The following is a 12,723-nucleotide window of genomic DNA, read 5'->3' on the forward strand; positions in this document are numbered from 1 at the left end:
CCTCCGGCGCCGAGACCCCGACCCTGTTCGACGAGACCGACGGCGTGCCCTTCGAAGGGGGTGGTGGGGGTTGCGAAGGTTAACCTAACCTAACCGCCTGGACGGGGCCAGTGGCCGAGCGGATCAGCGGACGGCTCGCACAGCCACCACCGCATCCATCCGTCGCCCGCGGCCCGTGCCCGCCGCGGGGACGGGCCGCTGCTGACGGATCGATCGCGGGTGCGGCCCAGCGGGAGCATCGTTAGCGTGGAGGTCCGCGCCGATCGCCGGCGCCGAGGGGAGCCCCATGGATCAGACAGTCGAGATCGACGCCCGGGCGGAGGCCCTGCGCGCCGACCCCGAGAGCTTCGCCGCGATGGACGCGCTCTGGCGCAGCGTCTACGCCCTGCCGATGTGGTGCTTCATCGCGCGGGGGCCGGACGACGCGCCCACCCCCTTCGTCGGCGGCCTGGAGTCGGGGCCGATGGTCTTCGCCTTCACCACGGGGGAGCGCGCCCGCGCCGGGGCGCTGCACGCCGGCCTCTCCGACGAGGACGCGTCGCGCGTGCTGAAGGTGCCGATGCCGGCCGCGCTCGAGTGGATCGCGGCGATGGGATCCTCCGGAGTCGCGGGAGTGGTCTTCGACCTGCCCCGCTTCGGGTACTTCGCGCCCCTCCAGAACCTGCTGCCGATGCGCGACTTCATGGCGGCGAACCCGCCGGCCTGAGCCCCGCCCCGTCGAGACCAGCGGATCCGCCGGTACCAGCTGATCCGCCGGTTGTCGCCGCCCCGAACTGGTCACTGGACGACACCCGAGGATGGTGGGCCGGAGGCGCGCCCGTCCTCCGAGGACGAGGCCGGGAGACGCCGATGGGGAAGCTGCACTACGACGGATCGGTCGAGATCGACGTCGAGGACCGGGTGCTCGCCCACCTGCAGATCGTCCTCACCGCGAAGCTGCGCCGGGGGGAGTCGTGCCTGCTCACCTGGCGCGACGAGAACGGGATGAGCGACGGCCGCAGCGCGATCTGGCTGCACCCCTCGCACACGCTCCGCTACACCTACGCCGGCGGCCGCATGCCCCGCATCAACCCCGCCTGGATCTCGGCGCTCACCGATCTCGCGAACTCCGCCGGCGGCCTCCGCTTCGTCCCCGAGCCGCCGGAGCCCGTGCATCCCCCCGGCGGGAGCCCTCGCCGGTGACCGGCGGCCGGCCCCGTGCCCGGCCTCGGGCTCAGCAGCCGGAGTCGGCGGCGTCCGCGTCGAGCGCCGCCGCGGTGCCGAGCGCGATCAGCGACTGATCCGTCGCGACCGCGACCCTCGGGAAGCCGAGCGCTCGCAGCAGCCCGGCGCGCTCGCGGTCGCCCGCGTAGGCCCCGGCGCCCTTGCCCGCGCGCCGGGCCGCCGCGGCGATCCTCGGCAGCGGGTCGTCCGGTCCGTCCGCGGCGAGCAGGTCGGACAGGTCCCGTCCGAGGCCGATCGCGAGGTCGAACGGGCCGACGAAGACTCCGCTCACGCCCGGCACCGCGAGAATCCGATCGACGGCGTCGAGGCCGGCCTGCGTCTCGATCATGACCCAGAGCGCGGTGCGCGCCTCGGCGGCCGACGGGGGAGCGGCGCCCCAGAGATCGGACATCGGCCCCCAGCTGCGGCGACCGAGCGGCGGGTAGTGCGCGGCGCGGACGGCCGCGAGCGCCTCCTCGACCGTCTCGATCATCGGGACGACGACGACGTCCGCTCCGGCGTCGAGCGCCCTGCCGATCAGCGCGTCGGAGAGCCCGGCGACCCGGACGCCGACGGGCGGCCTCCCGCTCACGACGCCGAGCGCGCGAAGGGAGGCGAGGACCGCGGCGTCGTCGAACGCGCCGTGCTGCGCGTCCAGGCACAGCCACGCGGGCCCGCCGCGAGCGATCTGCGCGACCGTCAGCGGCTCCCCGAGCCGGCACCACACCCCGTCGGCCCGACCGTCACCGAGAACCCGTTCCGCATCCACGGGTCCGATCCTCGCGCACGGAGCGCCGCCTAGGCGAGGACCGCCAGCGCCGTCGACAGGATCCCGAGGACGACGCCCGCCCCGAGCAGGATCAGGCCGGTCAGGCGCAGCGCCCGCACCGCGTCGCTCCACCGGTGCAGGCGGATGCGGTGCGGATCCTCCTCGCGGTAGTGCACCTCCCGCCGGTCCGACCGCGTCGGCGTCAGCGGGTCCCCGGCGGACAGCGGACGCGATCGCACCTCGCCGGCCCGGGTCACCCAGTGCAGCGCGAGGGGCGGACCCTCCTCGAGGTAGGCGGTCGTCGTCAGCCAGCGTCCGTCGATCAGCGCCGCGACGAACGCGGCGAGCAGGAACAGCACGCCGAGGGGGAGGGTGACCAGCGAGAGGGCCTCGGAGATCGTCTCCAGCATGCAGCGTCCCTCCGACCGGATCCGGTGCTGAGCGTACCGAGTCGGCGGCCGGCGCGTCCGCAGCGGGACGCGCCCCGCCGCCGAGCCCGCGGGCCTCAGCCCCAGGCGACCTCGAGGTCGACGACGAACGTCACTCCGAAGCGGTCGCGCAGCATCCCGTAGAGGGGCGACCAGGCCGCCGGGGCCAGGGGCACGACGACCGCCGCCCCCTCCGAGAGGCCGTCCCAGAGGCGGTGCAGCTCGTCGGCGTCGGAGCCGCGCAGCGACACGAACACCGGGATCGTGCCCGAGTCGTAAGTCGTGTGCGCGGGGACGTCGTACGCCATGACGCGGAAGCCGGCCTCGGAGACGACCTGGCCCCACATCAGCTGGTCGGCCTCGTCGGGCGCGGTGACAGCGTTCGCGTCCGCGTAGGACATCGCGTCGACCCGGCCTCCCGTGACCGAGGCGTAGAACTCCAGTGCCTCGCGGGCCTGTCCGCGGAAGTTGAGGTGGGTCGTCGTGGTGATGCTCATGGTGCGCTCCTCGCAGTCGTGCCGGGTCGATCACCCGGTGCCCCGACGCTCCCAGGAGAAGAGGACGGTGACGGTCCTCTTCTCGGAATACCCTCGGGACGTGCCCACGACGACCGAGCGGCTCCTCCTGCTCCTCTCCCTCCTGCAGACCCGCCGCGACTGGCCGGGCGGAGTGCTCGCCGAGCGCCTGGGGATCGCGCCGCGCACGGTGCGTCGCGACGTCGACCGACTCCGCACGATGGGCTACCGGATCGACGCGGCGAAGGGCCCCGACGGCGGGTACCGGCTCGAGGCCGGCGCCGAGCTCCCGCCACTGCTCTTCGACGACGAGCAGGTGCTCGCCCTCACCGCCGCCCTGCGCGCGCCGATCACGGGGCTCGAGGAGGCGTCGGCCCGTGCGCTGGCGACGGTGCGGCAGGTCCTGCCCGCCCGGCTCCGGCCCCGAGCGGATGCGCTGCGCTTCACGGTCGCGGCGGCGCCGGCCCCCGCAGTCCCTCCGGAGCGGCTGGTCGCGGTCGCGGCGGCCGTCCGGGCCTCGGAGGTGCTCCGCTTCGCGTACGCGGAGGCGGTGCGCCGCGTCGAGCCCCACCACCTGGTCGCGCGTCAGGGCCGCTGGTACCTCATCGGTTTCGACCTCGACCGCGACGACTGGCGGGTGTTCCGCGTCGACCGGCTCGAGCCGCGCTCGCCCCGCGGGGCTCGCTTCCGCCGCCGGGTGCTGCCGGGCGGGAGTCCCGCCGAGTTCCTGGAGGCGCGGTTCCGCGGCGGAGCGCCCGGGGAGGGGTGGCCGTGCCGCGGCTCGGTGGTGCTCGAGGCGCCCGCCGCCGAGGTCTTGCCCTACGCGGGCGACGGGGAGGTGGAGGACCTCGGCGACGCGGGCTGCCGACTCGCCCTCGGCGCCTGGTCGTGGGAGGCGCTCGCCGCGTCGTTCGGCCGGTTCGACGCTCCGATGGCCGGGGCCGAGCCGCCCGAGCTGGCCGCCGCGTTCCGCGTGCTCGCGGAGCGGTACGCCGCGGCGGGAGCCTGACCGGACCGCGGCGGCCGTCCGGCGCCGCTACTTCACCGAGTACCGGGCGCTCCCCGTGCTGCCGTCCGCCGTCGTGACCGTCAGCGTCCAGCAGGTGCCCCGCTTCGCGGGCACCGTCCACGCCTTCACGTAGCGGTTCGTCGCGGTGTCGTAGCGGAGGCGTCCGGTCAGGGTGGTCGTCGGCGCTCCGGTGAGGACGGCGCCGGCGGTGCAGGAGGTCTGCTTCTGCGTGACGCTGCGCACGTCGGCGAGGGCGGAATGGCGGAACGTTCCCGCGGAGGACGTCGAGGTCACCTGGAACGTCATGCCGGTCGCGGCTCCGGCGGCCACGCTCTTCACCGAGGTGCTGAGCCCGCCGATCGTCCACGGGGTCACGGTGTAGGACGCGGTGAGGGTCGAGACGTTGCCCGCCCGGTCGGTCGCGGTCGCCCGGTACACGTGCGGTCCGACGGAGCGGCCGCCGCCCGTGATCACGCAGTCGCCGGTGAGGCCCGAGAGCGCGTCGTCCGCGAGGCAGCGCGCCTCCGGGAGCACCGTGCCGTAGGGGTAGGACCCCTCGGGCCTCGACGTGAACGAGAGCTGCGGCTTCGTGGTGTCGATGGCGATGCCGCTGCGGGTCGTCGTGGCGCGGTTGCCCGCGTTGTCGACGGCGGTGCCGGTGACGCTCTGGCCGGGGCCCTCGCGCAGGATCCGCGCGGGGGTGCAGCTGCGGATCCCGGAGCCGCTGCCGTCGGCGCAGGAGAAGCCGACGGAGACGGGGGAGCGGAACCAGCCCGCGGCGTTCGGAGCCGTCGGCGCGGTCGTCGCGGCGATGGTGGGGACGCCGGTGTCGACGATCCGGTAGGTCGCGGCGGCGGTCGTGGTCAGTCCTCCGGGGTCGGTCCAGGTGCAGGTCGCCGTGCGGGTGCCGAGGCCGTTCACGAGCGTGCCGGTGACGACGGCCTCCTCGCTGAACGTTCCGCTCTCCGCATCCGTGATCGCGCAGGCGGCCCTCGGCTCCGAGCCCTTCTCGTAGGAGGCGCCGTCGGTGGCGGAGGCGACCGTCACGACGGGCGGGGTGTTCGCGGGGACCACGGTGACCGTGTGCGGCACGCCGGCCGTGGTGCCGTACGCGTTCCGCGCGCTCACCGTGAAGGTGGAGTCGCCTGCGGTGGTCGGCCTGCCCGAGACGACGCCCTCCGGCGAGAGGGCCACCCCCGCGGGAAGGGCGCCGGACGAGACCTCGAAGGTCGCAGCCGGGCCGGACGCCGTGAAGGTCGCGGAGTAGCGGGTCCCGGTCTTGACGAGCGTCTCGGCGGTGTCGGCGGTGAGGGTCGGCAGCGGGCCGATCGCGAAGGCGTGGTTGAAGCCGACCGCGATGCCGGTGGCGCCGGTGATCCCGGCCGGGACGTCCAGCTCCGTGTCGCCGTCGGGGTGCAGGGAGACGACGGTGCCGTCGGACGTCAGCAGGACGCTGAAGCCGATGCCGGCGGCGATCGCGGTGATGCCGCCGAGATCGGCGGGGACCCGCGGCAAGCCGGAGTCGACGGGGTCGCCCCAGGTGACGACGGTGCCGTCCCGCTTCAGGGCGAGGCTGTGGGAGTAGCTGACCGAGACGGCGACGACGTCCCGGAGGCCCGCCGGGGCGGTGTACGCGCCCCTGTCGTCGCCGCCCCACGCCACGACCGTCCCGTCGGCGCGCAGCGCGAGGCTGTTCCAGCCGCCCGCGGCGATCGCGACCACTCCGGAGAGACCCGCCGGCACGTCGGTCGCTCCGAACTGATCCGAGCCCCAGGCCGCCACGGTCCCGTCGCCCCGCAGAGCGAGGGTGTGGTAGCTGCCCGCGGCGACGGCGGTCACGCCGCCGAGTCCGGCCGGGACGTCGGTCTGGCCCTGACGGTCGTCGCCCCACGCGACGACCGTCCCCTCCATCGTGAGGGCGATGCTGTGGAGGTACCCGGTCGAGATCGCGGTCACCTCGCGGAGCCCGGCCGGCACGTCCCGCTCGCCCTCCAGATCCGCTCCCCAGGCCTCGACGGTGCCGTCGGTGTGGAGCGCGAGGGTGTGGCTGTAGCTGCTCGCCACGTCCGTGAGATCGGACATGCCCGCCGGCACGTCCCACTCCCCGTTGAGGTAGCGCCCCCAGGCGGCGACGCCGTTGGCGAGGTGGTCGTTCCCGACCGGCACCGGGTCCGGCTCGGCGGAGGCGAGGGGAGCCGCGGTGCCGGCGAGCAGGGCGACGGTCGCGGTCAGAGCGAGCAGAGTGCGGCGCAGGCCCGCGGCGGTGCGGGCGGGGCGCGGGGAAGCGGGGTCGGTCACGGGCTCACGCTAGGGGCCGGCTCTCCTCCGCGGCGGGGGCGGGGGCGCCCTGTAGCGGACATGTCCTCAAGAGGGCGGAGCGCCGCTTCTCCAGGGCGGAGCCCGGGCCCTCCAGGGCGGAGCCCGTCCCCTCCAGGGCGGAGCCTGGCCCCTCGAGGCCCGCGGCGGAAGGGCTTGCCCGGATCCGCGGCGGGGGATTGGCTGGAGGACAGGAGAGAGAGGTGTCACCATGACGCAGACCTTCCCCGCCTGGTTGCGGGATCAGCAGAAGAGGGACGACGAGGTCGGCCGCTTCGCGCAGGCCTTCGGCGGTCGCGACGACCTGCCCGAGCACGGCGGCCGCGCGATCTACGACGGCTACTTCGCCAGCGAGCCCGAGTCGGCGCAGGCCGATCTGGACCGCGCCTGGATGGAGTTCGAGGCGCACCCCGAGCCGTCCGCCACGTCCGACGAGCCGGAGGGACTCCGATGAGTGACCAGACCCCGAGCCCCGTCGAGGACCCGGACGACCAGTCCGACAAGCCGTCGCAGGCCGAGGGCGAGGACGAGCGCGACACCCCGCACGAGGTCCTGCCCGCCGAGGGCAAGCCCTCGAAGGCCGAGGGCTGAGCCGACGCACTGAGCCGACGCACTGAGCCGACGCACTGAGCCGACGCACTCCCCGGAGGGGCGCATCCTGCAGAGGGTGCGCCCCTCCGCCGCGTCAGCGTCCGGTGACCGCCAGCAGCTCGTGCGCCGCGGCGCTGTCCGGGTAGCGGGAGAGCACGCGCTCCAGATCGCGCCGAGCCGGAGCCGTGCGCCCGTCCGAGAGGAGCGTGCTCGCGCGCTCGAGCAGCGCCTCCGCCCGCAGCTCCACGGGCCGCGCACTGGTGACGGTCGGGCGCACCACCCGGTCGAACGCCTCGAGGGCGCCCTCGATCAGGCCGAGCTCGCGAAGAGCGACGCCGCGGCGGATGAGCACCGCGGCGGAGGCGGCGTCCACGTTCTCGACGGGCGCCGAGAACTCGGCCACGTCGCTCCAGCGTCGGCGGGCGGAGTAGAGGGAGGCGAGGGTCGACGCCGCGAGGTCGACGGCTCCAGGGTCTCGACCGCCACGACCGCTGCAGCCGGATCCATCGGTGCTGCCAGCTCGGCGTAGAGCAGGCGCAGCGCCGGGGCGTCGAGCGGCACCTCCACGTCGAGGCCGCCGCTCAGCGGCAGGCGGACGGTCAGCGCGATCCCGTAGCGGCGGAGGAAGGAGTCGGCCGACGGGTCGTAGCGGATGCGCACCAGCCAGCCGGTGAGCCGCAGAGCGCGATCGTCGTCCGCGGAGTGCAGGGCGTCGCGGACGAGCTCGACGACGGCCGCGAGGCGCGAGCCCTCGGGGGAGCCGGTGGTCGCCTCGTGCAGGTCCTCCGCCGGCGCCCCGGCGCGCACGAGCCGGAGCAGGGGCGCCTCCCGCGCCGGAGCGAGGGCGGAGGGGCGCACGAGACCCGGCCCGCCGGGCATGCTGAGCCAACCGGACAGCCGGGAGCGGTGGTCCTCGGGGGAGAGCGGGTCGCCGGCCGCCCGGAGCCGGGGGCGCGCGAGGGCACGGAGCTCACCGCTCCGCCGGAAGCCGACTGCCACGGCCGATCCCCCTCCGCGTGCGGCGGCGGCTGAGGACCGTCGATCCGCCGAGTCTACGGCGTCGCCCCCCGCCGTCACCCCCGAACGGGGAGCGACGCGCTGGCGGCGATCCCCCGCCTCCCGTCGTCGCCCCCCGGCGCTGTCAGGCGCCGATCGAGCCCGCCGTGCGCAGCGGCATCACGTCGGGCTTCTCGGCGGTGCTCGCGATCGTCACGACCGCCTTCTCCTCGTTCGAGCGGAGCACGGCGTCCATGATCTCGAGCACGTGCAGGGCCACGCGGCCGGAGGCGCGGTGCGGGCGGTCCTCCGCGATCGCCTCCGCGAGGTCGGCCAGTCCCACTCCGCGACCGGTGTCGATCACGCCGGCGGAGTCGGGGACGACCCGCCAGTCCTCGTCGCGGACGGCGACCTCGACCGGGTCCGAGAACATGTTCGGATCCGGGACCGAGATGGTGCCCTCGGTGCCGTAGACCTCGAACTTCGGGGCCCGGCTGCGCCAGACCTCGAAGCTCACGGTGACGGTGGTGGCGACTCCGCTCGCGTGCTCGAGCAGCGCGGTGATGTGCGTGTCGATCGTCACCTCGATCGGCGTGCCCGCCTTCGGCCCGGTCTCGATCGTGCGCGGGCGGTCGGAGCGGGTGGCCAGGCCCGTGACGCGGACGACCGGCCCGAAGAAGTGCACGAGCGCCGTCAGGTAGTACGGGCCCATGTCCAGCAGCGGGCCGCCGCCGGGCTGGTAGTAGAACTCGGGCGCCGGGTGCCAGCGCTCGTGGCCGGGAGCGGCCCAGTGCACCTGCGCGGCGATCGGGGTGCCGATCGCGCCGGAGTCGAGGGTGAGGCGCGCGGTCTGCACGCCGGTCCCGAGCACCGTGTCCGGGGCGCTCGCGAAGCGCAGGCCCAGCTCGTCCGCGAGGTCGAGCATCGGCGCGGCCTCGGCCGGGTTCAGCCCGAGCGGCTTCTCGGCGAAGACGTGCTTGCCCGCCTTCAGGGCGCGGGTGCCGATCTCGACGTGCGCCGCCGGGATCGTGAGGTTCAGCACCGCGTCGATCTCCGGGTCGTCGATCAGCGCGTCGACGGTGAGGGCGCGGACGCCCTGCTCGTCGGCGACCTGCTGCGCCCGCTCCTGGTTCAGGTCGGCGACCGCGACGAGGCGGAGGCCGGGGAAGGTCGGGAGGTTCGCGAGGTACTGCTCGCTGATCTTCCCGACGCCGATGATGCCGACTCTCAGCGGGACGCCCACAGCATTCCCCTCTCGATGATCGTGCGGACGTTGTCGTCCTGGAGGATCTCGACGCGGTGGCCCGGCGTCGAGACGAAGATGCGGCCCTCGCCCCAGAGGCGGGTCCAGATCGCGGGGGAGGTGATGGGGCGCTTCCACGGGTCCCACGGGCGGACGGCCTGCGTGGTCGTGGCGAGCACGTCGTTGTAGTCGTCGTGCAGCACCCAGTACTGCTCCGTGACCAGCTCGAAGTCGGTGATGCCCTGCGTGATCGGGTGGTCGGCGGCGAGGGCCGTCATCTCGATCGTGTGCGGCATGTAGTTGTCCGACTGCTCGCCGGTGCGCTCGTCCGGGTGCTTGCCGGGGTGCGAGGCGAACTGGCCGCCGATCAGCTGCAGGTAGTCGGAGTTGTCGCGGTAGGAGTCGGCGATCCCGCCGTGCCAGCCGGCGAGGCCCGTGCCGCGCTCGACCGCCGCGCGGAGGCCCAGGAACTCCTCCCACTGGATGGAGGTCATCGTGTTCGACTGCACGATCAGGTCGACCGTCCGCATGTAGGCCTCGTCGGCGTACACGGCGGTCGACTCCTCGACGCGCACGTCGTAGCCGTTGTCGCGGAGGAACGGCAGGAACAGCTCGGTCGCCTCGACCGGTTGGTGGCCGTCCCAGCCCCCTCGGACGACGAGGGCCGTCTTGCCGGGAGTGGTCGGGGAGTGGTCGGTCATCGTCGTCCTCACGTGCGGGCGGATCGCTCCGCGGTTCGTCATCGAACAGGACTTGCGCAACTTATGTGCGGGAGCCCCGGCGTCCGACCATCATGCACCGCGGTTCCCGGCGGAGCAAGCCGTCCTGGCGCAGGGCTAGTTGCGAAAGTCGGTATCCGCTACGGTGAGCACATGCCCGACCACGACGACGTCTCCGGAGCGACCACCCGCCCGACCATGGCGCTGATCGCCGAGCGCGCCGGGACGAGCGTCCCCACCGTCTCGAAGGTGCTCAACGGCGGCACCGACGTCTCGGAGGCGACCCGCCTGCGCGTGATGGAGGCGGCGCACGCGCTCGGCTACCGCCGCCGCCCGCGCCTGCGCCCGCCGGTCGAGGATCCGCACTCCGCCCAGATCGTCGACGTCGTCGTCGGCCACATCGGCGGCACCTGGATCGGCCCGGTCCTCGAGGGCATCGAGGCCGAGGCCTCCGCCGCCGGGGTCGACCTGGTGCTCACCCGCGCCCGCGACGACGGCGCCTGGATCAGCCGCCTCCTCCGCCGCCCCTCGCTCGGCGCCATCGTGGTGCTGGTCAACGTCTCGGCCGCGCAGCTGCACCTGCTGACCACCGCCGAGCTGCCCGTCGTCGTCGTCGACCCCAGCACGCGGCCGCCGGCCGACGTCGCGAGCGTCGGCGCGACCAACTGGGACGGGGGCCGCATGGCCGCCGAGCACCTCCTCGACGCCGGCCACACCCGCTTCGGCGTCCTCGGCGGCACCCGCACCCAGCTCTACAGCAGCGCCCGGATCGACGGCTTCACCACCGCGCTCCGCGCCGCCGGGGTCGAGGATCCGCGCGTCGCCTACTGCGACTGGGACCGCGAGCTGGCCCGCGAGGCCGCCGGGCTGATGCTCGCCGAGCCGGACGCGCCGACCGCCTTCTTCGCCTGCTCCGACGTGATGGCGCTCGGCGTCTACGAGGCCGCCGACGACGCCGGCCTCCGCATCCCGCGAGACCTCAGCGTCATCGGCTTCGACGACGTCGAGGAGTCGGCCTGGGCGACCCCGCCGATGACCACGATCCAGCAGCCCATCGGTGAGATGGGCGCCATCGCCTTCCGGATGCTGCACCAGGCGCACCGGTCGGCGACTCCGCTCGCCTCGGGCGCCTCGGCCACCCGCATGGAGCTGGAGACGCGGCTGATCCGCCGCGCCTCCGTCGCACCCGTGCGCGTCTAGCGCCGCCCGCGGGCCCTCCCGCCTCCCGCCCTCCCCGAGATCGATGCGTCACGATCGGCCCCTCTCCCGCGCCCGTGACGACCGTTCGTGACGCATCGACCCCGGCGGGCGCCGCGGTCGGTGGCGACCCGGGTCGCACCGCCTATGCTGCCCGGATGCGCAGCGCGACCGGGGGGATGGTGGTCGCGTCGTTCGTCTCGCGGATCCTCGGGTTCGTCCGGCTGGCGCTCCTGGTCGTGGCGGTCGGCGGCACGAGCGCGTCGGTCGGCGGGCAGGTGTTCGAGGTCGCGAACTCCGCGCCCACCTACCTGTACGGGCTCATCGCGGGCGGGGTGCTCGGCGCGGTGCTCGTGCCGCAGATGGTCCGGGCGCGGGCCGACGGACCGGAGGGCGTGCGGACCCTCGAGCGGCTGCTCACCGTGTGCCTCGGCGGAGCGGCGCTCCTCACGGCCGCCTGCACGCTCGTGGCGCCGCTGATCGTCGGGCTCTACGCCGGGGGCTGGTCGGCCGACTGGGCTCTGCTCGCCACCCAGATGGCCTACTGGTGCCTGCCGCAGATCTTCTTCTACATCGTCTTCGCCGTCTTCTCGCAGCTGCTCAACTCCGCCGAGAAGTACGGGCCGGGCGCGTGGGCGCCCGCCTGCGCGAACGTGATCTCGGTGCTCGGGATCGCGGTGTTCCTCCTGATCCACCCCGAGGCGGCGTCGACACCCGCCGACGAGTGGACGCCGGAGATGGTGGCGCTCCTGTGCGGCACTGCCACTACGGCGATCGTGGTGCAGGGGGTGATCGCGGTCGCGTTCTCGCGGTCCGTCGGCGTCCGCCTGCGGCCGCGCTTCGGCGTCGCCGGGCTCGGCGGAGTGTCGCGGGACGCGGTCTGGGTGTTCCTCGGCGCCCTCGTCGCAGAGGTGTCGTACATCGTCGTCTCGAACGCGGCGACGGCGGCCGGCCAGGCCATGAACCGCGCCGGCGTCGACGGGCCGAGCCTCAACTCCTTCTCGAGCGCGCAGCTGCTGCTCCTGCTGCCGCACGGCATCCTGGTCGTCTCCGTCGCCACGGCGATGTTCACGCCGCTCAGCCGGGACCTGCACCGCGGCGATCGGGCGGCCGCGGCGGTGAACCTCCGACGGACCGAGGACGCGGTGCTCGCCGTCACTCTGCTCGCGACGCTCCTGTTCGTCGCGGCGGCGCCACTGCTCACGCAGCTCGTCTTCGGCACACCGGTGATCGGCGGAGGCCTGCAGCTGCTCGCCCTGAGCCTGGTCGGCTTCAGCCAGACCTACGTCCTCAACCGGGCGATGTTCGCGCTGGGTCGGGCCCGCGACTCGCTGGCGACCCAGGTCGTCTCGGCCGTCGGCGTCGCGGTGGGGGCGCTCGTCGGCGGGCTCCTCCTGCCTGCCGAACTCGTCGTGCCGGCGATCGCGGGCGGCACCGCCCTCGGGACCACGGCCGCGTGGGCCCTCGCCCACTGGCTGGTCCGGCGCCGGATCGGCGTCGTGCCGCAGCCGACCCGGGACCGCCGCGCCGCTCTCGTCGCGGCGCTGGTCACAGCCTGCGCGTCGGTGCCGCTCGGCCTGCTGCTCGCCGTGCCCGCCGACCGCCTCGCGGCCGGCGCCGTGCTGCTGCCGGTCGGACTCGCGATCACCGCCCTGTTCGTGGTCGTGCACCGGGTCGTCGGCGGGCGCTGGCTCTGGTCGCTGGTGCTCGCGCCGCTCTGAGGGGCTGCGCGTGCGG

15 protein-coding genes are annotated in these 12,723 nt (G+C 74.5%); 7 read left to right on the plus strand and 8 right to left on the minus strand.

The features are described 5' to 3' along the window. Positions 1-286: 286 nt before the first annotated feature. Positions 287-706, plus strand: a complete 420-nt coding sequence (locus tag C5C50_RS13600) for a hypothetical protein (RefSeq protein WP_104224305.1) — start codon at positions 287-289, stop codon at positions 704-706. Between the two features lie 143 nt (positions 707-849). Then, positions 850-1,182, plus strand: coding sequence for an ATP-dependent DNA ligase (locus tag C5C50_RS13605; protein ID WP_104263292.1), 333 nt, complete (start codon positions 850-852; stop codon positions 1,180-1,182). Between the two features lie 31 nt (positions 1,183-1,213). Here the strand turns inward: C5C50_RS13605 and C5C50_RS17055 are convergent, their stop codons facing one another. The 3 genes from C5C50_RS17055 to C5C50_RS13620 all read right to left on the minus strand — a co-directional run bounded on the left by C5C50_RS17055 (position 1,214) and on the right by C5C50_RS13620 (position 2,897). Beyond that, positions 1,214-1,972 carry an HpcH/HpaI aldolase/citrate lyase family protein gene (locus tag C5C50_RS17055; protein ID WP_181027211.1) on the minus strand — a complete coding sequence of 253 codons (759 nt, stop codon included), beginning with the start codon at positions 1,970-1,972 and terminating at the stop codon, positions 1,214-1,216. Between the two features lie 29 nt (positions 1,973-2,001). Continuing rightward, positions 2,002-2,382: a hypothetical protein gene (locus C5C50_RS17060; RefSeq protein ID WP_104273679.1), complete on the minus strand. Its 381-nt coding sequence runs from the start codon at positions 2,380-2,382 to the stop codon at positions 2,002-2,004. A gap of 95 nt (positions 2,383-2,477) precedes the next feature. Then, a complete protein-coding gene (locus C5C50_RS13620; RefSeq protein ID WP_104273680.1) occupies positions 2,478-2,897 on the minus strand; it encodes a VOC family protein in 420 nt (139 codons plus the stop codon). A 100-nt stretch (positions 2,898-2,997) separates the two neighbouring features. Between C5C50_RS13620 and C5C50_RS13625 the strand changes: the two genes are divergently transcribed. After that, positions 2,998-3,924, plus strand: a complete 927-nt coding sequence (locus C5C50_RS13625; RefSeq protein WP_258067767.1) for a YafY family protein — start codon at positions 2,998-3,000, stop codon at positions 3,922-3,924. A gap of 27 nt (positions 3,925-3,951) precedes the next feature. Here C5C50_RS13625 and C5C50_RS13630 read toward each other — a convergent pair whose 3' ends face one another. Beyond that, a complete protein-coding gene (locus C5C50_RS13630; RefSeq protein WP_104273681.1) occupies positions 3,952-6,222 on the minus strand; it encodes a PxKF domain-containing protein in 2,271 nt (756 codons plus the stop codon). Between the two features lie 229 nt (positions 6,223-6,451). Here C5C50_RS13630 and C5C50_RS13635 point away from each other — a divergent pair, with 229 nt between their 5' ends. Both C5C50_RS13635 and C5C50_RS17065 read left to right on the plus strand, forming a co-directional pair. Further along, entirely contained in the window at positions 6,452-6,694 is a 243-nt protein-coding gene (locus C5C50_RS13635; protein ID WP_104227148.1) for a hypothetical protein, read from the plus strand. Next, the gene (locus C5C50_RS17065; RefSeq protein WP_159940045.1) at positions 6,691-6,831 is read left to right on the plus strand and encodes a hypothetical protein; all 141 of its coding nucleotides are present in this window, start codon (positions 6,691-6,693) and stop codon (positions 6,829-6,831) included. The genes C5C50_RS13635 and C5C50_RS17065 overlap by 4 nt, the downstream gene beginning before the upstream one ends. Positions 6,832-6,925: 94 nt before the next feature. Here the strand turns inward: C5C50_RS17065 and C5C50_RS17070 are convergent, their stop codons facing one another. From C5C50_RS17070 to C5C50_RS13650, 4 genes are all read right to left on the minus strand, one after another. Beyond that, positions 6,926-7,204, minus strand: coding sequence for a tol-pal system YbgF family protein (locus tag C5C50_RS17070; RefSeq protein ID WP_181027209.1), 279 nt, complete (start codon positions 7,202-7,204; stop codon positions 6,926-6,928). After that, on the minus strand, positions 7,141-7,830 hold the full coding sequence (locus C5C50_RS17075) for a hypothetical protein (protein WP_181133938.1): 690 nt from the start codon (positions 7,828-7,830) through the stop codon (positions 7,141-7,143). Before C5C50_RS17075 ends, C5C50_RS17070 begins: the two co-directional genes overlap by 64 nt. Before the next feature lie 142 nt (positions 7,831-7,972). Beyond that, positions 7,973-9,070: a Gfo/Idh/MocA family protein gene (locus C5C50_RS13645; protein WP_104255953.1), complete on the minus strand. Its 1,098-nt coding sequence runs from the start codon at positions 9,068-9,070 to the stop codon at positions 7,973-7,975. Beyond that, entirely contained in the window at positions 9,055-9,771 is a 717-nt protein-coding gene (locus tag C5C50_RS13650; protein ID WP_104227162.1) for a ThuA domain-containing protein, read from the minus strand. Before C5C50_RS13650 ends, C5C50_RS13645 begins: the two co-directional genes overlap by 16 nt. A gap of 171 nt (positions 9,772-9,942) precedes the next feature. On the opposite strand from C5C50_RS13650, the gene C5C50_RS13655 reads away from it, so the two are divergent. After that, on the plus strand, positions 9,943-10,989 hold the full coding sequence (locus tag C5C50_RS13655; RefSeq protein ID WP_104224297.1) for a LacI family DNA-binding transcriptional regulator: 1,047 nt from the start codon (positions 9,943-9,945) through the stop codon (positions 10,987-10,989). A 155-nt stretch (positions 10,990-11,144) separates the two neighbouring features. Next, the gene (gene murJ, locus C5C50_RS13660; RefSeq protein ID WP_104273684.1) at positions 11,145-12,707 is read left to right on the plus strand and encodes a murein biosynthesis integral membrane protein MurJ; all 1,563 of its coding nucleotides are present in this window, start codon (positions 11,145-11,147) and stop codon (positions 12,705-12,707) included. Positions 12,708-12,723 lie beyond the last annotated feature (16 nt).

It is taken from the genome of Rathayibacter sp. AY1D9 (genome assembly GCF_002932395.1).
Classification (GTDB): Bacteria; Actinomycetota; Actinomycetes; order Actinomycetales; family Microbacteriaceae; genus Rathayibacter.